This window comes from Bradyrhizobium sp. SZCCT0153 (assembly GCF_018129995.1).
Classification (GTDB): domain Bacteria; phylum Pseudomonadota; class Alphaproteobacteria; order Rhizobiales; family Xanthobacteraceae; genus Bradyrhizobium; species Bradyrhizobium japonicum_G.
In genome coordinates, this window is the sequence record NZ_JAFCKS010000002.1 from 836,114 (window position 1) to 859,763 (window position 23,650).

The 23,650-nt window shown below is 63.9% G+C and carries 16 protein-coding genes; 12 read left to right on the forward strand and 4 right to left on the reverse strand.

Annotated features, from left to right (window positions below; all coding sequences use genetic code 11):
• The first annotated feature begins 184 nt into the window (after positions 1 to 184).
• Positions 185 to 1,408, forward strand: coding sequence for an FAD-dependent oxidoreductase (locus JQ572_RS11575; RefSeq protein WP_211383131.1), 1,224 nt, complete (start codon positions 185 to 187; stop codon positions 1,406 to 1,408).
• Positions 1,409 to 1,452: 44 nt separating this feature from the next.
• Here the strand turns inward: JQ572_RS11575 and JQ572_RS11580 are convergent, their stop codons facing one another.
• On the reverse strand, positions 1,453 to 2,589 hold the full coding sequence (locus JQ572_RS11580) for a GNAT family N-acetyltransferase (RefSeq protein WP_211383132.1): 1,137 nt from the start codon (positions 2,587 to 2,589) through the stop codon (positions 1,453 to 1,455).
• Positions 2,590 to 3,176: 587 nt separating this feature from the next.
• On the opposite strand from JQ572_RS11580, the gene JQ572_RS11585 reads away from it, so the two are divergent.
• The 6 genes from JQ572_RS11585 (at position 3,177) to arfA (ending at position 10,455) form a co-directional block, all read left to right on the forward strand.
• Entirely contained in the window at positions 3,177 to 5,078 is a 1,902-nt protein-coding gene (locus JQ572_RS11585) for an ABC transporter substrate-binding protein (RefSeq protein WP_211383133.1), read from the forward strand.
• 71 nt (positions 5,079 to 5,149) lie between these two features.
• Positions 5,150 to 6,154 (forward strand): ABC transporter permease, encoded by a 1,005-nt coding sequence (locus tag JQ572_RS11590; RefSeq protein ID WP_211383134.1) that lies wholly within the window; start codon positions 5,150 to 5,152, stop codon positions 6,152 to 6,154.
• On the forward strand, positions 6,154 to 7,017 hold the full coding sequence (locus tag JQ572_RS11595; RefSeq protein ID WP_211383135.1) for an ABC transporter permease: 864 nt from the start codon (positions 6,154 to 6,156) through the stop codon (positions 7,015 to 7,017). The genes JQ572_RS11590 and JQ572_RS11595 overlap by 1 nt, the downstream gene beginning before the upstream one ends.
• Positions 7,017 to 8,045, forward strand: coding sequence for an ABC transporter ATP-binding protein (locus JQ572_RS11600; RefSeq protein ID WP_211383544.1), 1,029 nt, complete (start codon positions 7,017 to 7,019; stop codon positions 8,043 to 8,045). Before JQ572_RS11595 ends, JQ572_RS11600 begins: the two co-directional genes overlap by 1 nt.
• An 80-nt stretch (positions 8,046 to 8,125) precedes the next feature.
• Complete coding sequence (locus JQ572_RS11605) at positions 8,126 to 8,914, forward strand: ABC transporter ATP-binding protein (protein WP_349643091.1); 789 nt, start codon at positions 8,126 to 8,128, stop codon at positions 8,912 to 8,914.
• Complete coding sequence (gene arfA, locus JQ572_RS11610; RefSeq protein WP_211383137.1) at positions 8,911 to 10,455, forward strand: arabinosylfuranosidase ArfA; 1,545 nt, start codon at positions 8,911 to 8,913, stop codon at positions 10,453 to 10,455. The genes JQ572_RS11605 and arfA overlap by 4 nt, the downstream gene beginning before the upstream one ends.
• Before the next feature lie 46 nt (positions 10,456 to 10,501).
• Here arfA and JQ572_RS11615 read toward each other — a convergent pair whose 3' ends face one another.
• A complete protein-coding gene (locus JQ572_RS11615) occupies positions 10,502 to 16,738 on the reverse strand; it encodes an AAA family ATPase (RefSeq protein ID WP_211383138.1) in 6,237 nt (2,078 codons plus the stop codon).
• Between the two features lie 686 nt (positions 16,739 to 17,424).
• Here JQ572_RS11615 and JQ572_RS11620 point away from each other — a divergent pair.
• The 5 genes from JQ572_RS11620 to JQ572_RS11640 are packed head-to-tail and all read left to right on the forward strand — an operon-like array spanning position 17,425 to position 22,561.
• Positions 17,425 to 18,375 (forward strand): PDR/VanB family oxidoreductase, encoded by a 951-nt coding sequence (locus JQ572_RS11620; protein ID WP_211383139.1) that lies wholly within the window; start codon positions 17,425 to 17,427, stop codon positions 18,373 to 18,375.
• Positions 18,376 to 18,392: 17 nt separating this feature from the next.
• Entirely contained in the window at positions 18,393 to 19,733 is a 1,341-nt protein-coding gene (locus JQ572_RS11625; RefSeq protein WP_211383140.1) for an aromatic ring-hydroxylating dioxygenase subunit alpha, read from the forward strand.
• On the forward strand, positions 19,730 to 20,206 hold the full coding sequence (locus JQ572_RS11630; protein WP_211383141.1) for an aromatic-ring-hydroxylating dioxygenase subunit beta: 477 nt from the start codon (positions 19,730 to 19,732) through the stop codon (positions 20,204 to 20,206). The genes JQ572_RS11625 and JQ572_RS11630 overlap by 4 nt, the downstream gene beginning before the upstream one ends.
• 7 nt (positions 20,207 to 20,213) lie before the next feature.
• Entirely contained in the window at positions 20,214 to 21,830 is a 1,617-nt protein-coding gene (locus JQ572_RS11635; RefSeq protein ID WP_211383142.1) for an ATP-dependent acyl-CoA ligase, read from the forward strand.
• 2 nt (positions 21,831 to 21,832) lie between these two features.
• Positions 21,833 to 22,561 (forward strand): SDR family NAD(P)-dependent oxidoreductase, encoded by a 729-nt coding sequence (locus tag JQ572_RS11640; RefSeq protein ID WP_211383143.1) that lies wholly within the window; start codon positions 21,833 to 21,835, stop codon positions 22,559 to 22,561.
• A gap of 11 nt (positions 22,562 to 22,572) precedes the next feature.
• On the opposite strand, the gene JQ572_RS11645 is transcribed toward JQ572_RS11640, so the two are convergent.
• Entirely contained in the window at positions 22,573 to 23,055 is a 483-nt protein-coding gene (locus tag JQ572_RS11645; RefSeq protein WP_211383144.1) for a MarR family winged helix-turn-helix transcriptional regulator, read from the reverse strand.
• Positions 23,055 to 23,549, reverse strand: a complete 495-nt coding sequence (locus tag JQ572_RS11650) for a MarR family winged helix-turn-helix transcriptional regulator (RefSeq protein ID WP_211383145.1) — start codon at positions 23,547 to 23,549, stop codon at positions 23,055 to 23,057. Before JQ572_RS11650 ends, JQ572_RS11645 begins: the two co-directional genes overlap by 1 nt.
• Between the last annotated feature and the right edge of the window lie 101 nt (positions 23,550 to 23,650).

The following is a 23,650-nucleotide window of genomic DNA, read 5'->3' on the forward strand; positions in this document are numbered from 1 at the left end:
CGCCGACTTGCGGAACCGAAATTTACCGACCCATCCCGGGCAAGTCGCGTGCCGGACGTCGCCGAGATGGCCGGGCCTCCGCTTCATTAACCGAGATATCGAGAAATGATCGCGTTTGGTCCTGCGATGCGAGATCAGGCGAGGGAATTGCACGGCAACCATCGTTGACCGTGGGAGCTGAACCATGACGGCGGATAGAAACGTGACCGAGCCCATTGCCGCAGCGAGCGCTTCGACGATCGTTGCCGACATCGCGATCGTCGGAGGCGGCCTTGCGGGCTCGCTCGCGGCGGCCGTGCTCGCGCGGGCGGGGAATCGCGTTGCCCTGATCGACAAGCGCGCGGTCTATCCGGACGAGTTTCGGGTCGAGAAAATCGGCGGTCATCAGCTTGAGCTGTTCCGCAGGCTGGGCTTCATCCAGGGCCTCGCGAGCGCCGGCTGCTCGTACGGGCGTGTGCTCAATATCAGGGAAGGCAAGGTGGTCGATGTCAGCATCGGCCAGGCCTACGGGCTTCCTTATGCCGATCTCGTGGCCATGGCGCGCGGCCAGCTGCCTGATCCTGCCAGCCTGATCGTCGACGAGGTCACTGCGGTCGCCTGTAGCGACGATTTGCAGCATCTCGAGCTCGCTTCGGGACGGTATGTCACGGCACGCCTCGTCGTTCTGGCCACCGGTATGGCCGGCGTTCTCGGCTACAAGCTCGGCATCAAGCGGCGCGTGCTGGCCGAGCGCCATTCGGTCTCGTTCGGATTCACGATTGCCCACAGGGACGGCGCGCCGTTCGATTTCGAGGCGCTGACCTGTTACGGCCAGCGCACGGCGGACGGCGTCGATTATCTCAGCCTGTTTCCCGTGCGTGCTGGCATGCGCGCAAATCTCTTCATGTTCCGCGACCCGACCGATCCGATCATGCGCGAGCTGCGTCGTGATACGGAAGCGACGGTGCTGCGCCTGCTGCCGGGATTGCAGCCCTATCTCGGCGATTTCCGCGTGACCGACCAGGTTCGGAATTGGGTGATGGACCTGTCCGTCGTCGAAGGACATCTCCAGCCCGGCGTCGTGCTGATCGGCGATGCGTTCCAGACCAACTGCCCGGCCGCCGGCACGGGTGTCGCCCGCCTGCTGGTCGACGTCGAACGCCTCTGCAACGAACATGCGCCGCGTTGGCTCATGACCGAGGGCATGAGCCGTCAGAAGATTTCGGAATTCTATTCCGATCCCGACAAGATCGCGGCAGACCAGCAGTCACTGAAGATGGCTCGCTTCCGCCAGGCTCTGACGTCCCGCAACGATATCGGCTGGGACGTGCGGCGGCGGCTCCACTTCCTGCGGCGCAGTATCACCCACCGGGTCGATCAAATGCGGCCGGGCTGGCTCGCGCAGGTTCGAAGCGCGCTACGCGCCTGAGTACTGTAAGCCTGAGCGCCGCACGTGTCGGCGCCTCGCGCCGGTCAGCGCGTGGGCGTTGAGGTGCGGGTCGACAGGAGCCTGAACTCCGACACTCGCTTGGCGGCCAGCTTGAGCCACGGGGCCTGTTTCAGGGCGAACAGGGATAGGGCGCCTGCCGTGCTGCCGGCCTGCGTGACCGCCCACATCGGCGACGGCTGCGCGCCGAACAGTTTCTTGTACGGCTCGTCTCCAATGGTGAAATCGAGCATCCGATCACCGCGTTCGATGCAATCCTTCGCCACATGTTCGAACATCTGCGCGCCGAGGGACTGGCTCTTGTATCCGGCAATGTCGAAGGCGCTCATGATGACGAGGAAGCTGCCTTGATGGCAGAGTCCGAGCACGGCGGCGATCACGTCGCCGTCCATCTTCATGGCGTAGAGCCGGACGAAGGAGCCGAGACCGCGGAGCGCCATCTCGGAGTAGAATGCGTAATATTCAGGGCGCTGGAGCAGATCTCCATCGCCGTGTGCCTGAAAGCGCGGACCGCGAAATTTCCTCATCACGTCCAACGCCTCGAGCACGGACGTGCTGTCGTTGCAGCATGAAAAGCTCAGTGCGCCCTTCTTCTGGAGCTGCCGGGATTTCTTTGCGAGCTCCTTCTGATAGGAGCGATCCAGCGCGCTGGCGCGCCAGGTCTCGAACGGCGCGACGAGAACGGTCGCGTAGGCATTGGAGTCCATCGCGACGCGGCGGGGCGCGGCCAGGAGATTCTCGATCGGGAGCCGTCCGTCGGGCAGCTTGGTCATCCGCAGCAGGTCGAACGGGCGGACGAGGTACCGAATCTCCGCGCACGCATTCTCATCCCTGAGAAGCTCGGAAAATACCTGTGGGCTGCACACCGGCGCGAGGTAGTCGGAGACGCGGAGGTCGGCGAATTCGACGGTCCGTATCGGACCGCGCCGGACCCGCAGCAACGGCAGCACCATCGCAAGGGCGCCGGTCGGGCGGCGGCGGACGACGACAACCAGAGGGGTTGCCCCGGCATGAGACGCAAGTCTGGTGTAGAGGCTATCCAGCCAGAGCGGATGCTGGAACGCTGTGGCGGCCGAGTTGTCGAACAGCTCCGCGTAGTCCGGCGACAGAAAGTCGAACCTCTCCTCGATGGTGATGTCGAACGTGCTGCTGGGTCTGTTCATGTGCAACCAGGGAAAATTAAACAAGCCGCGGGAAGGTCGATCGTGCCGCATCTGCGCTTTATAGCAGGGTCGTTACGGGCGAGACACCGGCAGCGTGCGATTTGCATTAATGCACCGAACCAGCTTCGTATCGTTACCAAACCGTTAAACTTCGCGCGCGAGCGGGCTCGCGCCGGAAAGACCGGCCGCGCTGGCAGGTTATTAACCGCGGCGCTCGTCTTCGAGGTGTTGAACGAGCCTGGATTGGGGCCGTCCGGAGACGAGGCCAACTGCCGCCGATTTCAGGAAGATGGGAGTCTGGGCGAAGAAAGAGCAGTGCTCCATTTATCTCGGCGAGTTCGGAGTGTACGAGCGTGCGCCATCCGACAGTCGCCGGCGGCATTTGTCTTTGGCGGCGAGAAGCGCCGACAGGCCCGGCCGGTCATGGGCGGAATATCCCTGCTTTGGTCGGGCGGACACCGCATAGGGACGGCCGGCGCGTCTGATCGATCTGCCTGCGGCCCAAGATTCCTGTTGTTCATCGACTCCGGCGCCTCTAGCATCCGGCCAAAAATACGCGTCGAGAAGCGTTGCACCGGGAGGACATGATGCGCTGCATTCGTGCATTGCTGGTCGTTGCGTGCGCGTTCGGCTCTGTGCCGGCCCTGTTGGGTACGCCGGCAGTTGCGCAAGGCCTTCCGCAGAACATTCCGCGGAAGGAGCTGCTGATCCTGGAAAACCCCGAAGGAACCGTCAAGAACGCGGGCTGGTTCAACATCTGGACGATCAATGCCGGATCGCAGTCCAACGGGCTGCAACAGGCCGCGCTCGACACGCTATGGTACATCGATCCCGAGAGCGGCCTTGACGGGGTCTGGGACAATTCGCTGGCGTCCGACAAGCCGCAATACAACGCCGACTTCACCGAAATGACGGTCAAGCTCCGCAGCGGTATCTTCTGGAGCGACGGTGTCGAATTCACCGCCGACGACGTCGTTTCGACGGTGACGACGCAGATCAAAAATCCCGCCATGCGCTTCAGCGCGGTGCTGGCGAGCAACGTGGCGTCCGTTGACGCGCCTGACGCTCATACGGTCGTTTTCAAGCTCAAGAAACCCAATTCGCGTTTTCACGCCAACTTCACCGTGCGCTGGGGCGCGGTGTGGATCCTGCCCAAGCACGTGTTCGACAAGGTGGACGATCCGGTCAAATTCGACTTCAACAAGCCGATCTCTCTCGGCGCCTATGTCCTGCACAGCTATGATCCCGACGGCAAATGGTACATCTGGCAGCTTCGTGAGGATTGGCAGCGCACCACGCTTGCGCGCTTTGGCAAGCCGGGTCCGAAGTATCTCGCCTATGTCGACCCCGGACCGCCCGAGAAGCGGGTGATCGCGCAGCTCAATCACGAGCTCGACGTGATCCACGATATTGCGCCGGAAGGCATGTTTGCGCTGGCCAAGCAAAGCAGGACGACGCGGGCCTGGTTCAAGGGCTTTCCCTATGGCCACCCCGATCCGACGCTTCCCGCCGTGATCTTCAACACCCAGAACGAGAATTTCAAGAACCCGGACGTGCGATGGGCGCTGGCGCTGCTGATCGACATCAAGGCCGTGGCGATGGCCGCATATCGCGGGGCCGCCACCATATCGGCGATCGGCGTACCGCCGACCGGAACACATCCGGCGACCTATCACGGGCCGATGGGAGAATGGCTCGGGGCTTTCGAGATCGACACCGGCAAGCGCAGGATCAAGCCCTATGACCCGACGATTGGCAAGCAGATTGCCGATATGCTGCGGCCTGCTATGGGCGACCAGATTCCATCGGGGCCTGCGGAAATCGCCAGGGCGTTCGGCATGGGCTGGTGGAAGACCGATCCACAGGCGGCGCAGGAGCTTCTCGAGAAGGCGGGCTTCAGCAAGCGGGGTGGCGCGTGGCTCACGCCGGACGGCAAGCCCTTCAGCGTCCGTGTCATGGTCGAAGGCGATTTGCGTCCGGTGATGACCCGCGCCGGGACGATGATCGTTCAGCTCTGGAAGCAGGCGGGCATCGACGCCAGGATCGACGTCGCGCAGGGGACGCTGCCCACGCGACGCGCGGCCGGCGATTTCGACACCTTCATCGGCTGGAGCGTCGAAACCTGGGGCGGTCATCAGGACCTGTCCTACTTCCTCGACAGCTGGCATTCGCAGTTCGTCGCCGAGCCGGGCAAGCCGCAGCCGCTGCGCAACTGGCAGCGCTGGTCCAATCCCGCGCTCGATGGGATCATCGAGCAGATCCGAACCGTCGGATTCGACGATCCGAAATCGATCGAGCTTGGCAAGGAATACGTCAAGCTCGCCGTGAAGGAGATGCCGACCATCCCGCTGATGGCCTACAACGTCTTCACCGCAATGGATCAGACCTACTGGACCGGCTTTCCGACCTCGGAAAACCCCTACACCAACCCGGTGCCGAACTGGGGCAATTCGCGCTACATGTTCGTCAAGCTGAAGCCGGCAAATTAGGACGCGATGACACCAGAGCGCCCGCATCTTTCGCGTCCGTCCGAACGATGTCGGGCATCACCGGTGCCGCCATGAGCGGATACCTCGCCTATGTCGGCCGGCGGCTTGGCCAGTTTCTGCTCGTGGTTTTCATCGGCATCAACATCGCCTATGTCGTCACCCACGCTTCGCCGGTCGATCCCGTCGAGCAGTCGATCTCGGCCGTGACCTCCTACGGCAGCACCGCGCCGGAGGCGATCGAGCAGATGCGCAATTCCCTGCGCGAGCTCTACGGTCTCGGCGGCAACCCCGTCGAGCAATACTTCCAGTTCTGGAAGCGGATCCTGCGCGCCGATTTCGGTCCTTCGCTGTCGGCATTTCCGACCCCCGTCGGAACCCTGATCGGGCGCGCGCTGCCCTGGACCGTGGGACTGCTTGCAGTATCGACCATCGTGGCCTGGGGGCTCGGAAACCTGCTGGGCGGACTTGCCGGCTACTACCGCCAGAGCCGCGGCCTCAAGCTGATGGGGGTGATCGCGATGGGCCTGCATCCGATCCCTTATTACATTCTGGCGATGCTGCTGCTGATCGTGTTCGGCTTCCTTTGGCCGGTGCTGCCGATCTCCGGCGGATCGGCGATGAACCTGCCGCAGACATTGACGCCCGAATTCGTCCTGAGCGTGCTGCGGCACGCCATCCTGCCCGCGCTCTCCCTGATCCTGATCGGCGTGGGAAGCTGGTTTCTCGGCATGCGCGCCTTGGTGTCGAACGTGCTGGCCGAAGACTTCGTCGTCTATGCCGAGCTCGCCGGCGTCAGGCCCTGGCGCATCCTGACAGCCTACGTGATGCGCAACGCGCTGGTGCCGCAGGTGACGGGGCTCGCGATGTCGCTGGGCGGAATCTTCAACGGCGCCGTGATCACCGAAAAAGTGTTCGGCTATCCCGGTCTCGGCTCGCTCCTGGTCGATGCCGTCTATGCCGGAGATTACGGGCTCGTCCTCGGTGTCACCACCATTTCGATTCTCGGCGTGTCGATCGGCGTGCTCGCCATCGATCTTCTCTATCCACTGCTCGATCCGAGGGTGAAGATCAGCTGATGAGCGTCCTGCTGCGCGACCTGCTGCGCCACAGCCCCGAATTCCGGATCGGGGCGGTGCTGGTCGGATTCGTTCTGCTGCTCTCCGCGCTGGCGAGCTTCTCGCCTTATCCACCGGAGAGCGTGTATGTGGTTCCGCCCGATCTGCCGCCATCGCTGGTCTACTGGTTCGGCACCACGTCGCGTGGCCAGGACGTGTTCTGGCAATTGAGCTTCGCGATCCGAAATACGCTGATGTTCGGATGCACGGTCGCGCTGGTCAGCCGCCTGCTCGCGCTCGTGGTCGGGCTCGTCAGCGGCTACAAGGGAGGCTGGATCGACCGCGCCCTGATGTCGGTGAACGACAGCTTCATCGTCATTCCGCTGCTGCCGATCCTGGTGCTGTTCTATTTCATGATGCGCGACCGCATCTCCTGGCTGATGCTGGCCCTGATCATGGCCTGTTTCGGCTGGGCCTACGACGCGCGGCTGATCCGTTCCGTGGTCATGAGCCTGAAGGCGCGCGAATTCACCCAGACCTGCCTGTTCTCCGGAATGAGCACGCGGGAAATCCTGACCCGGGAGCATCTGCCTTATGTCATGCCGATCGTGTTCTCCACGACCATGAACAACATGGTCTGGTCGATCGGGCTCGAGGTGACGCTCGCGGTGCTCGGCTTTACCGACATCAACACGCCGACGATCGGCGGCATGATCTACTGGGCCAACCAGCATACGGCGATGGTAGCCGGAATCTGGTGGTGGATCGCTTTTCCCACCGTCACGGTGATCATGGCGTTCATCGGGCTGTTCCTGCTCGCGGTATCGGCGAACGCCTATATCGATCCACGGAGCCGCCTCTGGGGTACCGGAGGGGCCCCGTGATGCAAGCCGACGCCCTGCCACCGCTCGCCCAACAGCAACAGCCGATCCTCCGGGTTCGCGACCTGCATGCCCATTACAGGACCAGCCATATCGGCGTCGGACGCGGCGTCAAAGCGGTCGACGGCGTCAGCTTCGCGGTTCGCCGCGGTGAGGTCTACGGGCTCGCCGGCGAGTCCAGTTCCGGAAAGACCACGCTGATCAAGAGCATCGCAGGCGCGATCAGGCCGCCGCTCGAGATTGTGGCCGGCAGCGTGGAGTTCGCGTTCCTGCCGGGCCATGGCGGACTGCATCGCGCGCCGCGCGCGGAGCTGGCGCGGATCCGCTGGCGGCATCTGTCCTATATCATGCAGGGCTCGATGAGCGTGCTCAACCCGGTTCGCCGTGTCGAAGCCGCCTTCGTCGATTTCGCATATCCGCATATCGGCGGCAGCCGGGAGCAGTTTAAGCGGCAGGTGATCGCTCATCTGGCGCGCGTGAGGCTGGATCCTTCGGTGCTGGCCGCGTTTCCGCACGAGCTGTCCGGGGGCATGCGCCAACGCGCAACGCTTGCCCTTGCAACGATCTGCCGCCCCGATTTCATCATTGCCGACGAGCCCACGACCGCGCTGGATGTGGTGGTGCAGAAGCAGGTGCTCGGCATGATGCGTGGCATCCAGCGCGAGACCGGCTCCTCGGTCCTGCTCGTCACGCATGATATGGGCGTGCACGCGCACGTCACCGACCGCCTCGCCATCATGTATGCCGGGCGCCTCGTGGAGGAGGCCGCAACCGCGAGGATTTTCCGCAAGCCGCTGCACCCTTATACCAGGCATCTCATTTCCAGCCTGCCGCGGATCGGGGACGAGGCAGCTCGCGAGGGACTTGGCGGCTCCCCGCCCAATCTCGCCGATCCTCCGTCCGGATGCCGCTTCCATGCCCGCTGCCCCATCGCAACCGAAATCTGCAGGCGCGAGGTCCCCGCCATGCTGGAGGTCGACACCGGGCATCGCGTTGCCTGCTTTGCCGTCGACCGGGGTGGCCAGGCATGAGCGATCTGCTCCTCGACGTCTGCGAGGTCAGCAAGACCTTCGTCCGGGGTGGGCTGTTGTCGCGGCAGAGGATTGCGGCGGTGAACGAGGTGAGCTTCCACCTCGTCGCTAGGCGGCCGGAGATCCTGGCGATCATCGGTGAATCCGGCAGCGGCAAGACGACGCTTGCGCGGATGATCCTGAACGTGGAGGCGCCGACCAGCGGTAAGCTGATGCTCGACGGCATCGACCTTGCCGCCATCAGCGGCAGCGCCGGTCGCATGGCCTTCATGCGCAAGGTGCAGCCGATCTTTCAGAATCCATTTGAATCCTTCAACCCGCTCAAGCGGCTCGACCGCTATCTGTTCATGACGCTGCGGCGGTTTTCGGGTGGGGCCGGCGGACCGGCAGCCGAAACGGTCGTCGATGACGCGTTGCACAAAGTCGGCCTCTCGCTCGCGGAGGTGCGCCACCGATACCCGCACGAGCTGTCCGGCGGACAGCTGCAAAGGGTTGCAATCGCCCGCGCCATGCTGGCCGAGCCGAAACTGATCGTCGCGGACGAGCCGGTATCCATGATCGATGCGTCGCTGCGCATATCCATCGTCAATCTCTTCAAGAGGCTGCGGGACGATCTTGGGATATCCATCGTCTACGTCACGCACGATCTGGCGACGGCCTATTACGTCAGCGATCGAATTCTGATCATGGAGAAAGGCAGGGTCGTCGAAAGTGGCGATGCGAGAACGGTGCTGAATGCGCCGCAGCATCCCTATACGCGCCAATTGCGCGAAGCCGTGCTATTACCTGAGGTCGCCGACGCCGCTCCAGACCTGCCTCCCAGCATGAACGATCTCACCAGCACCGGGGCACCCGAGAGAAGACCATGAGGAAAGCCAGCGTCCTGATCGACTGTGATTTCGCCATCGGTCACACCGATCCTCGCCTGTTCGGTGCGTTCGTCGAACATCTGGGCCGATGCGTCTATGGCGGCATCTACGAGCCCGGCCATCCGACCGCGGACGAGAAGGGGTTTCGAAAGGACGTGCTCGCGCTGGTGAAGGAGCTCGGCCCGACGCTCATCCGATACCCCGGCGGCAATTTCGTCTCGGGCTACAATTGGGAGGACGGCGTCGGTCCGCCGACGACGCGACCGGTGCGGCTGGACCTTGCATGGTTCAGCACCGAGCCTAACAGCTTCGGCACCAATGAATTCATGGATTGGTGCAGGGCGGCCGCCGTCGAGCCGATGATGGCGGTCAATCTCGGCACGCGCGGCGGCGATGCTGCGCGCAACCTGGTCGAATATTGCAATCATCCGGGCGGAACGGCCTGGTCGGATCTGCGTCGTGCGCACGGCTGGGACAAGCCGCATGACGTCAAGCTGTGGTGCCTCGGCAACGAAATGGACGGGCCCTGGCAGATGGAGCACAAGAGCGCCGCGGCTTACGGCGCGGTCGCCCGCGAAGCGGCGAAGATGATGCGCTGGGTGGATCCGACCATCGCGCTTGCGGCTTGCGGTTCGTCGGGGCGCAACATGCCGACATTCGGCCAGTGGGAGGATACGGTCCTCGAGCACACCTTCGACCACGTCGACTACATTTCGCTCCATACCTATCTCAACAACTACAAGCAGGACACGGCATCCTTCCTCGCAAGCGCCGACCTGATGGACAGCTTCATCGACGAGGTCGTCGCCCTGGCCGATGCGGTCGCGGCCAAGCGGCGTTCCGGCAAGCGTCTCATGTTGAGCTTCGACGAATGGAACGTCTGGTATCGAACGCGCCGCAACCGCGCCGACCGGGTGAAGGAGGGCTGGCCGGTGGCACCGCCGATCCTCGAGGAAATCTACACGATGGAGGACGCACTTGCGTTCGGCGGCGCCTGCATTTCCCTGCTTAATCATGCCGATCGGGTCAAGGTCGCCTGCCTCGCGCAACTCGTCAACGTCATCGCACCGATCATGACCGAGACGGGCGGAGGCGCGTGGCGCCAGACCATCTTCTTTCCTTTCGCGCATATGAGCCGGTTCGGCCGCGGCCGCGTTTTGCGCACGCAGGTCGAGTCGGAGACCTACGATTCATCCTACTACGATCCCCGCGGCACCCAGGACCAGGTCTTTGCGATACCGAACGTGCCATATCTCAAGATCGCGGCGGTCGCGCAGGACGGCGGCGGCCTGTCGCTGTTTCTGCTCAATCGGGATCTGAAGCAGGAGATCGAGGTCAGTGTCACGGCCAGAGGTTTCGCCCTGCTCTCGGTGGGCGAGCGTCTTGAACTCCGGCACGATGATCTCAAGGCAACGAATACCAGGAATGCGCCGGGCAGGATCAAGCCGGCGCCGTTGCAGAGCGTGGCCCTCGATGGCGAACGGTTGCAGGCAACCCTCAAGCCGGCGTCGTGGAACGTCATCCACCTGACGGCAAGCTGAGCGATACGCTACGAAGCCTCCGGAGGGGGCGCCAATCGCCGGGCTCTCAGTCCGGGCCGTCGCGTCGTGCACGCAAGTCGAGAACCTGACGGATCGAACGCGCCAGATCTGCCGGCCGGTAGGGCTTGCTCAGCAGGGTGATGCCGGGGTCCAGCCGACCGTCATGCACCATGGCGGCTTCCGCATACCCGGACATGTAGAGCACCGGCACGCCGGGCCGCTCGCGGGTCACCATCTCGGCGAGTTCGCGCCCGTTCATCCCGCCGGGCATCACGACGTCGGTGAAGAGCAGGTCGAACGCGGTGCCCTGGTTCACCAGAGCCAGCGCATCGGGACCATTGGCCGCGGCGATCGTGCGATAGCCAAAGCTCTTGAGCTGCGCCACGACGTAGTTGCGCACCAGCTCGTCATCCTCGACCACGAGGATGGTTTCGCTGCCGCGCTGCAGTTCGCTCTTCGGCACAGCGTCCGAAACGGCAGCGGTCAAAGCCGAGCGCGGCAGATACAGGCTGATCGTCGTTCCGCGCCCTTCCTCGCTGTCGATCCTGATGTGACCGCCGGATTGCTTGATGAAGCCGTAGACCATGCTCAGTCCAAGGCCCGTGCCCTTGCCGAGCTCCTTGGTGGTGAAGAAGGGCTCGAAGATCTTGTCCCGGATCGCGAGTGGAATGCCGGCGCCGGTGTCGCTGACGGTGACCAGGATGAAGTCGCCGCGAATTCCCTCCGGGCCGGAATCGTCCGCATCGAAGCTCACATTCGCGGTGCCGAAGTGAATCTTGCCTCCGCCGGCCATCGCGTCGCGGGCGTTCACCGCCAGATTGATCAAAGCGGTCGAAAGCTGACTTGGGTCGATCAGGGCGTGCCAGCCGTCGGCTTGCAGCGTCGAGCCGATCTGGACATGCTCGCCGAGCGTCGGCCGCAGCAGCTTGGCGGTATCGACGATGAGGTTGTTGACGTCGACGTCGCGTGGTTGCAGAGGCTGCTTGCGGGCGAACGCCAGCAGCTGCATCGTCAGATCAGCACCGCGCGTGGCGGCCTGATCGATCATGTGGGCGATGGTGACGAGATCGGGCTGGTCCGCGAGGCCGTCGACCAGGATCTGTATGGTGCCCGTGATGACGGTCAGGATGTTGTTGAAATCATGGGCCACGCCGCCGGTGAGCTGGCCGACCGCATCCATCTTCTGCGATTGGCGAAGCTGCTGCTCGAGGCGGAGGCGGTGGGTGATGTCGCGCCCGATGACGATGATCAGCTCCTGGCCGCCGGTCGAGACGTGAGCGGCGGACAGTTCGGCGTCGAGACCTTTTGCGTCGGGGCCATCAAGGCGCAGTTGCAGCAGGCCGGCCGAACCCGGCACGAGCAGCCGGTCGACCCCGATCGCACCCGCCGGATTCAGGACGGATCGGAGCGGGATGCCGATAATCTGCTCCCGGGGCCGTCCGAGCATGAGCTCGGCGGTGCGGTTTGCCTCGATCACCAGCCCGATCTGATCGAGCACCAGGATCGCGTCACGCGCCTGCTCCATCAGCAGGCGGTACTTCTCTTCCGCCTGCTTGCGCGCGGTAAGGTCGAGCACGAACGAGATGCATTGATCGGAAGACCCGGCGATCGAGGCGGAGCCGATCAGGACAGGAACGCGGCTGCCGTCTTTTCTGATGAATTCCTTCTCTCGAGGCGCGGTCTGGCCCGACATCCGCAGCTGTTCGATGCGCTGCGTGTCTCCGTGCCGGTATTCGGCCGGGGTCATGTCCCTCCAGCGGACCGCACCCGTAACCAGCTCCTGGCTCGAGTATCCGGTCATGCCGAGGAACGCATCGTTGGCGTAGCTGATGTCGCCGCTGCCGTCCCAGAACAATATTCCGATGATGTTGGAATCGACGAGCCGCCGGATCCGCGCCTCGCGATCCTGGAGATCGCGGTAGAGCAGGGTGTTCTCGAGCGAAATGGCAGCCTGCGCCGCCAGCAGGTCGAGCACTGCGACGCGGTCGGGTGTGAACGCGTGCGTCGTCAGCGTGTTCTCGAGATAGAGCAACCCGGTGAGCTTGGCCTGCTTCATGAGCGGCAGGCAGAGGATTGATCTCGGATGCCGGCGATGGAGATAGTCGGCGCCGTAGAGCGGATCAGGCCTGGTCGCGTCGTCGATGATGAGAGGCTTTTGCGACCGAATGACATAGCGCACCAACGCCTCCGGGCACTCGGGCGCGGAGAGCGCAGTCCGCTCCATGACGACGGCAAACTCGTCGCCCTTCGACTGTCCCTCCGCCTCGATCCAGAAGTCATCATGCCGCGCCAGGATCAACAGGCCGCGATCCGCGCCAGCGTTCTGCAGCGCGATTTTCATCAGGGTCTCGATCAGCTTCGGCAGCTCGATCTCACTCGAGACCGCCTGGGACGCCTTCACCACGGTGGTGACGTCCATCTGCTGGACGGTCGGCCTGCCGGCGGAACTGCTGTCCTCTGCGACGTGGAGACGAGGATAGAGGCGTTCGAGCTGTCTGACCTTGGCCTCGGCTCCCCAGCGAAGAAATCCGTAGTGAGCATCGCGCAGATATGCATAGGCGATCTTTTCGAACCCGCGTGTCGAATAGAAGCGCCCGGCAAGTTCGTTCGCGATCGCCTCGTTCTGGGGAAAGCCGTTCGCGTGGGCCGAGGCGATAGCCTGGTCGTAGCAGCGCATCGCGTCGAGCTCGCGACCTTCGATCCGTGCGATCTCCGCGGCGATGAGAGCTGCGCGGTCGGCAAAATCTTCGGGACAGATCTCCGCCCAGCGCTGAAGCTGGCGATGGTGAACGGTCAGGGCTTCAAGCCGCGGGGCTCGGCCGACATCGGATGCGGTTTCGCTCGACGCGGCCTGCGCCAGCGCGGCATAGAAGTGAAACTCGACCCGATCGAACAGCGCCTTCGAGGTCCACAGCAGTTGCTCGGCCTTCACCGCCGCGTCGATCGCGCCGGGGTCATCGGCAAGGACGCGTGCCTGCAGCTTGCGGCCCCAATACCAGAAGCCGGCCTGTTCCAGGCGCGGGTCTGCCTCGAGACGATGTTCGAACTGCGCTTCGCTGAACCCGGCTTCATCGAAACAGCCGAACTTCGCGGTGAGACCGCGCAGCGTCCGGACCAGCTGAAGCTGCCCCGCAATTCGATCGGCCGCCAGATCGATGCGCGCCCGGCGTGCGAAATCGAGGCCGGCCTCGGCCTCCAGCTGCACGCCCGGCAGTGCATCGCCGCAGGCGAGCAGATGCGTGAGGAGGTGATGACGGGTAAAGCTGGCGTAGTTGATGTCGCCGACCTGCTGCGCGGCGTCGAAGGCCCGTCGCAGCCACGGGCGGCCTGTGCTCACATGACGTGTCCAGCTCCCGTAGCCGAGATAGACGCGAGCCTTGAACCGGTCCAGCCTTTGCAGTTCGACGAGGTCGAGGCCGAGCTGGGCGAAGCGGTAGCCGGCAGCATAGTCGTCAAAGTCGGGGCCGAGCACGGTCCCAAGCACGATGTAAGCGAGGCACGAGGCGTCGGAGTTGCCGTACTCCATGCTCAGATTGGCCATGCGACCGATGATGAGACGGCGCAGATTCTCGTCGATGTACCAGGCCGGGGAGACGAGCACCGTGAGGACGTCCATGGTCCCGCGCGCGACCGGGTCGGCCATCTGGGGCAGGTCGAGCAGGGCCTCGATCGGGCGCTCACCGATCTGCCGCCACATCCGTTCATATTCCTGCCGGACTTCCTCCGGTGTCGGATGCGCCGACCAGGCGATGCCGACGCGGTGCAAATAGCCGAGGGCAATCTCGACGTCGCGGTCGCTTGGCTCCATCCGGAGCCGGGTGACGGCGGCGAGATCGGGCAGGTTGGCCGCCCGGCTTGCCAGTTCGGCAAGGCGCGTTTTCGCCGTCGCCTGCTCACCGACGAGGAACTCGCATTCGGCCCGCTGCAGCGCCAGGGCGAAGCTGAGCGCGTAGTGCTGCTGCCAGCGATCCTCCGGCAGCACGGTTTCACCGAGGGCGAAGTGGGCAAACGCCATGCCGAAAGCCGTCGCCGCCTTGGCGCGGCGGCCGGCCAACAGGTTCAGCTCCGCCAGCTTGACGCGCTCCTCTGCCGCCGTGATCAGGGCCACGCCGCGGTTGAGTTGGCTCACGATCTCGAAAACGTTTTCCTCGACCGCTTCCGGCGAGGTTCGCGCAGCGAACAGTCGGCCAATACGCAAATGGGCCGAGGCGCGTTCTTGCTCCGGTATCAGCGCGTAGGCCGCCTCCTGGAATCGGTCATGGACGAATCGATAGGCATCGCCCTGGGGCTCGACGAATTCCTGGCGGACGGCGGGCCACAAATCTGCCTGGACCTGCTCATCCGACGCGCCAAGGACGATCGAAAGCACGGCGGCCTCGGCGACGTTTCCGAGACAGGCCATCTGCTGCAGGGCTGTGCGCGTTGCAACGGGCAGCCGGGTGAGCTTTCCGAGCATGAGGTCGATGACGTTGTCGGTGTATCGCTTGGCGTGGATGCGATCGAGAGACCAGGTCCAGTGCGACGCATCATGGTCGAACGCGATCAGTCCTTCCTCGACCAGCGAAAACATGAACTGGATGGCAAAGAACGGATTGCCGCCGGTTTTCTCGTGCACGAGCTGGACCAGCGGAGCGGCGCGCTTCGGATCGCAACGAAGCGCATCTGCAAGCAACTGGCCGAGATGCCTGCGGCCGAGCGGGGCGAGCCTGATCTCAACGACCCGTTGGCCCCGTGTCCTGATGGCCTCGCGCATGCGCACCACCGGATGAGCGGGGTCAACTTCATTCTCACGGTATGCGCCGATCAGCATCAGGTGCTTCAGGTTCGACCTGGTCAACAGGTCCTCGAGCAGCTCGAACGTCGCCATGTCGAGCCATTGCAGATCATCGAGGAACAGCACCAGCGGATGTTCGGGTCTGGCAAACAGGCCGATGAATTGCTCGAAGACGCGGTGAAAGCGGCTTTGCGCGTGCTGGAGCGGCAGCTCATGGACAGGCGGTTGCTCGCCGATGATCGCCTTGAGGTCGGGGATCAGGTCCACGACGAGCTGCCCGTTTGGACCGAGCGCGCTCAGCAGATCATGGCGCCACTGGTTCAGCTCGGTCTCGCTCTTGCCCAGAAGCGGCCGAACGAGGCTCTGGAATGCCCTGGCGAGTGTCGCGTAGGGGATGTCGCGCTTGTGCTGGTCGAATTTGCCCGATGCAAACAGCCCTCGTGACGGCACCAGCACTTTATGGAGCTCGTTGACGACAGATGATTTTCCGATCCCGGAATATCCCGAGACCAGCGCCAATTCCGGTGCGCCGCTCTTGACGATGCGCTCGAACGAGGAGAGCAGCATCTCGCGTTCGTGCGTTCGTCCATACAGCTTCTCGGGTACGAGCAGCCGGTCGGGGGTGTCGTGCCGGCCCAGCGGGAAGTCGTCGATGCTGTGCCGAAGCTGCCACTCCGCAAGACAGTGCTGCAGATCCCTCTCGGCACCGGCTGCAGTCTGGTAACGCTCCTCGGCCATCTTGGAGAGCAGCTTCATGATCAGTCCGGAAACCGCGGAGGGAACGTTGCCGGATCGCTTGCTCGGCGGCTCCGCTTCTCTTGCGACGTGGCAGTGCACCCATTCCATCGGATCGGATGCGGCAAACGGAAGCGAGCCGGTGACCATCTGATAGAGTGTGACGCCGAGCGAATACAGGTCGCTCCGGGAATCGATCGAGCGGTTCATCCGGCCGGTCTGCTCGGGTGACATGTAAGCGAATGTGCCGGCGATCGACTCGGGCGGTGCCAGGGATTGCCGTTCGCGCGGACGGCGCGAGGCAAAGCCGAAGCCGGTGAGGTGCACGCTGCCGTTGCTGCGGTTCACCAGGATATTTGCCGGCTTGATATCTTTGTGGACCAGACCGCGCTGGTGGACCTTGCTCACGGCCGCGGCGATCTGGGTCGCGAGACGCAGGAAGCTCCCCATCTCCATGGGCGTGTGCACCAGCCATGTGAGCGGCTCGCCACCGAGATCTTCAAGAACGAGGATGGTGCGGCCGTGATCCTGCACAAGCTCAAGCGGCTTGGCGGCCCAGGCGCTGTCCAGTTCGTCCTTCAGCGCGAATTCGTGCGCGAGCCGATCAAGACTTTGCGGGGTCGGATGTTCCGCCGCCGGGACGACGGCCAGCACGACCTGCCGCTCGCCGTCGATGCGTTCGCGGGAGGTTCGACACAGCAGAATGCCTTCCTCGTCGCAGAGAACCTGCGGACCGTGGGCCCAGCCAGCGCCCATGAACGATGAAAGGTTCATCTCGGTAGACCATGCCGCCGCCGAGACCAGGTCCGAGCCAGGCCGGCTCGCCCGGTACTTCGGTCATCCCCCTTAGAGCTGCCCTGATGCGGTATGGCGCTCGCCGTTACCGATTCTCTGTTTCCGCGTGCGGGACGCATGAAGGGCAGGACGCACGTGCGACGCTCGATACGATGGGGCGAGCCCCTCTCGCCTTCATTCCGTCGCCTGGTTCGATTGGCTCGGCCGGGCGCCTCGAAAGCGTATCATTTGCCGAGGTCTCGTCAATGTACCGCCTTCGTGCGGCAAGGCGACACACATCCAGTGCGGGCGAGCGGTCCGCGTCTCGTGTTGACTTCATCTCCAATCTATTGAAATCGCGGCGCTATCCATTCACCACGACCGCGATGATGGATTGCAGCGAGAGCGTGAGTCTTTCCGTCGCTTGGACGGCAGCGTGTGCACGACGTGTGCATCTGAAGTTCAAGCAAGTCTGTTGAAGGCGAGCAGGGGCCGCCGTTCTGCAGCGTTCCGACTCCCATCGCCGCCTGTCCAAGGTCGGAGAGCGCCTCGGCGCCGATCTTCCTGCGCCACGACCGGGCGCGTCTCGGGCCGCAATCCGGGTCCCGTCCCCCGCGCGGGCGATTGACAGCGAATTATTACATGTCTAAAAATATGCAAATTCATATAATTCACGAGATGCCTGAATGGACGTGCATCCGCTCAAGCTCAAGGTCAGATCGTATGCCGCGGAGACGCCGTTCATACGGAGCCTTGTGTTTGGCGTGGAGGACGGCGTCGCGCCGCGCTGGCAGGCAGGCGCACATATCCGCGTGGCGCTCCCGAATGGCGGAGACCGGCCGTACTCGCTGATGGCTCTGCCGGGCCTTGCCGAGGGGACGCTCGCGCTCGGCGTGCTGCGCGAGGAGGCCTCGACCGGAGGCTCGCAGTTCATGCACGCGCTGAAGATCGGCGATGTCGTGAAGGCGAGCGCGCCGGCGAACAATTTTCCCCTGCATGAGGGAGCAGCGCCCGCGTTGCTGTTTGCCGGCGGTATCGGCGTCACGCCGATCCTGTCGATGGCGGCGGAGCTCAGGCATCGCGCAAGTCCGTTTCGGCTGCATTACGCGGGCCGCACGCAAGGGCTGCTGTCATTCCTGCCTCATCTCCGGGAGATCTGCGCCGAGGAACTGTCGGTTCACTACGACAGCGACGAATCCCGTCTGGACATTGCGGCGGCGCTCCGCGAGGCGGCGGCAGATTCCCATGTCTACGTCTGCGGTCCGGCGGGATTGATCGATGCGGTGAGGGCCGCCGCGCTTGACGCGGGTCTCCCGGCCGATCGCATCCGCTACGAGCTCTTCAAGGCCGAGCAGCCGTCCTCGTCCGATGTGCCGTTCGAGGTGGAGATCGGATCGACCGGACAGGTCGTCACCGTGGCGGCCGATCAGAGCATCATCCAGGCGCTGGAGGCCGCGGGGCTCGACGTGCTCTACGACTGCCGGCGCGGCGATTGCGGCATCTGCCAGTGCGCCGTGATCTCGGGCACGCCCGATCATCGCGACGTCATTCTCAGCGACGACGAGAAGGCGTCGAACAAGATCATGCAGATCTGCGTATCGCGCGCGAAGTCGGAACGTCTGGTGCTGGATCTATGAGGGAGGCGAAGCTCGCCATGACGAAATACGGAAGCAATGCGCAAGCGATTGCGGCGCTGGTGCGCGAGGCCGAGGTGCACCGTGACGTCTACATCGACCCCGAGATATTCGAGCTCGAGATGGAGCATCTGTTTCCGAACAGCTGGATCTATGTCGGGCATGCGAGCCAGCTGACGAAGCCCGGCGATTTCATCACCGCCAATATCGGCCGGCAGCCGGTGCTGGCGAGCCGCCATACCGACGGCTCCGTCCACGTCTTCTACAACCGCTGCCCGCACAAGGGCGTGAAGATCGCATCGGAGCCTTGCGGCAACACCGGCAAGTTCTTCCGCTGTCCCTATCACGCCTGGTCGTTCAAGACCGACGGTTCGCTGCTCGCGATCCCGCTGAAGAAGGGCTACGAGGGCACGGGCTTCGCCGGCACCCAGGCGAATGGCGGGCTGTCCAAGATCAAGAACGTCGTGGTCTATCGCGACTTCATCTTCGCCCGGCTCTCCGACAGCGGCGTGTCCTTCGAGGACTATTTCGGCGAGAGCCTCTCGACGATCGACAACATGGTCGATCGCTCGCCGGAGGGAAAGCTCGCCGTCGTCGCCACGCCGATCCGCTATATGCACACCTGCAACTGGAAGATGCTGGTCGAGAACCAGACCGACACCTGCCATCCGATGGTCGCGCATGAGAGCTCGGCCGGCACGGCGGTCAAGGTCTGGAAGCGCGAGCAGGGCGATTCCACGGAAACGCCGATGGCGGTGCAGCTCTACGGCCCCTTCATGAGCCCGTACGAGTTCTACGAGCAGAGCGGCATCAGGATCTGGCCGAACGGCCATGGCCACACCGGCGTCGCCAACTCGATCCACTCGAACTACTCCGACGTCGACGGCTATGTCGGCCAGATGGTCGCGGCATACGGCGAGACGCGGGCACACGAGATCCTCGGCGAGGTCAGGCACAACACGGTCTATTTCCCGAACATCATGGTCAAGGGTGCCGTGCAGATCCTGCGCAACTTCATCCCGATTGCGGTCGACAGGACGCTGGTCGAAAGCTGGGTGTATCGTCTCGTCGGCGCGCCGGACAAGCTCTATGAGCGCGCCTTGATGTACAACCGCTTCATCAACGCGCCGACCTCGATCGTCGGACACGACGATCTGGAAATGTACGAGCGGGCCCAGGAGGGCCTCAAGTCGAACGGCAATCAATGGGTCAATCTCCGCCGGCTCTATGAGAGCAGCGAAGAGCAGGACGTCACCGCCGTCATCAACGGAACGTCCGAGCGCCAGATGCGGAACCAGTTTCATGCCTGGGCCAAGTTCATGACCATGGACATGGACAACCGCGTCGAGGCCGCGGAATGATCAGCGAAAAGACGATCACCGACTTCATCTATCGCGAGGCCGATCTGCTCGATACGATGCAGTGGCAGGCCTGGCTCGATCTGTTTCACCCCGAAGGACGCTACTGGATGCCGCTGGAATGGCAGCAGGAGGACCCGGTGCTGCAGCCGTCGCTGATGTACGAGGACCTGTTGCTGCTCAAGGTGCGGGTCGAGCGGCTGTCGGGCGAGCGCACTTTCAGCCAGAAGCCGAAGAGCCGCTGCCACCACCTGCTCCAGGCCCCGCAGATCGTCGCCTGCGATGCTGCGGCCGGCGTGTTCAAGGCGCGGACGTCCTATATCTACACGGAGACGCGCGGCGATATGCTGGAGCGCTATTCGGGATGGGCGTCGCACGACTTCGTCCAGGTCGGCGACGTCCTGAAGATCAAGCTCAAGCGCGTCGATCTCGTCAATTTCGACGCGCCGTTCGGCAACATCCAGCTCTTCATGTGAGGTTGCCTTGACCGCAGCGACCACAGTCTACGCTCGTTTTCACGACACCGCGCTGCGCCGGGGCGAGGCGGGCTTCCTCAACGTGCTGGCGGAGACCGCCGGCATCTACGGCATCACCGCCGGCGAGATATCCTATCGCACCATGCTAGACCGGGTGGAGCGCCGGCGGACGGCGTTCGCGAGCAAGGGCTATGGCGAAGGCCACAGGGTCGGGCTGCTGCTCCAGAACCGGCCGGTGTTCGTCGAGCTGTGGTTTGCGCTCAACGCGCTTGGCGTGTCCGTCGTGCCGATCAATCCGGACCTGCGGATGAGCGAGCTCGAATACATCATCGCGCATTCCGAGATGAACGCGGCATTCGTTCTTGCCGAGCGGCGGGACGAGGTCGAGACCGCGGCCCGCCAGGCCGTTCGGCCAATTCCGGTCGTGACCGACAGCGACGACGTTCCTGCTGCCTTCGGCGGCGCGCAGGCAGCGACCACTGGCGACGGCGCGACCGAATGTGCGCTGCTTTATACGTCCGGGACGACCGGGCAGCCCAAGGGCTGCGTGCTCACCAACGAATACTTCCTGCATTCCGGCAACTGGTATCGCGATGTCGGCGGGCTGATCGACCTCAAGCTGGAGGGCGAGCGCATGATCACGCCGCTGCCGCTGTTTCACATGAACGCCATGGCGGTGTCGCTGATGGCGATGCTGTCGGTCGGCGGCAGCCTGACCATGCTCGATCGCTTCCATCCACGCAGCTGGTGGCAGTCGGTCCTGGACAGCCGCGCCACGTGCCTGCATTATCTCGGCGTCATGCCCTCGATGCTGATGAGCGCGCCGGCATCGGAACAGGACAAGGTCCACACAGTGCGGTTCGGGTTCGGCGCCGGCGTCGACAAGCTCTTGCACGCGCCGTTCGAGCAGCGCTTCGGCTTTCCGCTGATCGAGGCCTGGGCGATGACGGAGACGGGAAGCGGCGGCGTCATCGCCGCCAATGTCGAGCCGCGCAAGATCGGCACCAGCTGTTTCGGCCGCCCCGCCGCCGAGGTCGACATCCGTATCGTCGACGAGACCGGCAACGATACAGCAACGGGAACGCCGGGCGAGCTGCTGGTGCGGCGCGCGGGCGCGGACCCGCGCTACGGGTTCTTCAGGGAATATCTGAAGAACCCGCAGGCGACCGCCGAGGCCTGGGACGGCGGCTGGCTCCATACCGGCGATATCGTGTCGCGCGATGCGGACGGCGACCTTCATTTCGTCGATCGCAAGAAGAACGTGATCCGCCGCTCCGGCGAGAACATCGCCGCGGTCGAGGTCGAATCCGTCCTCAACCGCCATCCGGCGATCCGGCAGGCCGCGGTCGCGGCCACCCCCGATCAGGTGCGCGGCGACGAGGTCGCGGCGGTCATCATTGCCGAGGAGGCCGGCGCCGACCGGCGGCTTGCCGAAGACATCGTGCGCTGGAGCCTGGAGCAGATGGCCTATTACAAGGCGCCGGGCTGGATCTGCTTCGTCGACAGCCTGCCGCTGACCGCAACCGAGAAGATCCAGCGCGGCGGGTTGAAGGATTTTGTCGCTAGGCTGATGCACGATGGCGCCTTCTTCGACCTCCGCGACCTCAAGAAGCGACAGGTTTGATCATGACCCAGATCCGCACCACGCTCATCACCGGCGGCAATTCCGGGATCGGCGAAGCGCTGGCGAAGCAGCTCATCGAAAAAGGACAGCGTGTCGTCTCGGTCGGGCTGCAGACGCCTGCCTGGACCCACGATCTGCTCGCCGCCTATTGCGCCGACCTGACCAGCATCGCGGAGACGCGTGCGATCGCGCAGGAGATCTGCCGGGATCACGCCATCGATTGCCTCGTGCACAATGCCGGCGTCATCCTGCCGAACCTGCTGCCCGACGCGAGGCCGGAAGACATCCTGACGCTGGCGCAACTGCATCTGGGCGCGCCGATGCTGCTGACCCAGGCTGCGCTGGAGGGGATGCGGTCGCGCCGGTTCGGGCGTGTCGTGTTCGTCAGCTCGCGCGCGGCGATGGGGGCGGCGACCCGCTCGGCCTATTCGGCGACCAAGGCCGGCGTGCACGGCATGGCGCGGACCTGGGCGCTGGAGCTGGCCGCGAGCGGCATCACCGTGAACGTCGTCGCACCGGGGCCGATCCTCACCGACAATTTCTGGGGTGTCATTCCCAAAGGCTCGGAGCAGCAGGAGCGGATGGCGCGCAACGTGCCGGTGGGCCGGCTCGGCTCACGCGAGGACGTCGCCCATGCGATCGAATTCTTCCTCGACGAGCGATCCGATTTCGTCACCGGCCAGGTGCTCTATGTCTGCGGCGGCACCAGCCTGGTCGGCCTCGGGCCCTAATTCGCTCCGCGCTAGATCTGGTTCAGGCGGATGTTCTCGACCATCTTCGCCAGCACTCGGGCGCAGACCTCGATGTCGTCGGGCTCGATGCCCGCGATCAGCTTGTCGTAGTTGTTCGCCATGATCGGCCAGATCTTGCGCAGCAGCGCTTCGCCGTCCGGCGTCAATCCCACGACGCGGCGGCGCTGGTCCTCCTCCGCGATCTCGCGCTTGACGAGGCCCGACGACACCATGGACTCGACCATGCGGCTCGCGGTCGATTGCTCGGTGACGGCGAGAACGGCGATCTCGTTGACGGTGAGGGTCTTGTGGATGAACAGGACCGACAGCGTCCGGAATACGACGTTGTTGACGCCGTGCTCGCTCAAATCGCGGTTCTGGTCGAGGTTCCAGCGATTGGCCAGGCGATTGAACAGATAGGGGATGTAGTTTTGCAGCTGGTCCCTGGTCCTCGGCGGACCCGACTTCCATCTGCTCTTGGATTCCTTGGCCATTACTTCTTGCGACTTTGCTTCTTGCTCTCGGTGCGAAGTTTCGAGGAGAGCGACCGCAACACGGACAGCGCGGTGTCGAGCTCCTGGGTCGGGACGTTTTCGAGCCGTTTGCCGAGATGCCGCTTGTGGATGTCGGCGGCCTTCCGAAACAGCGCTTCGCCCTTGGGGGTGAGACGCACGATGAAGGACCGGCGGTCCTCGCTCGACATTTCCCTGCTGATGAGATCGTCGGCCAAAAGGCGCTGGACCAGCCCCGAGACGTTGCCGCCGGACACTTTCAGGTTCTGCGACAATTGCCCCAGCGCCAGTCCGTCGCTGTAGCGATCGAGCTGCGCCAGCACGTCGAACTTCGCCAGCGACAGCCCGAACTCGGCGTTCAGCATCGCATTCAGCGATGCGAACAGCTCGCCATGCAAGGACAGCAATTGCAGCCAAAGCCGGGTTTCGACCTGCCCGGGGACGGGAACAATGTTCTCTTTGAGTGCTGCCGGCATTGCATGACCATCGAGTACAAATTGTCGCGTCGATTGGAGGAATTATCGCGGGTCTTTCGCTCCGATTAGCAACCTGAGAATCGTAGTCAAGATGTTCGATC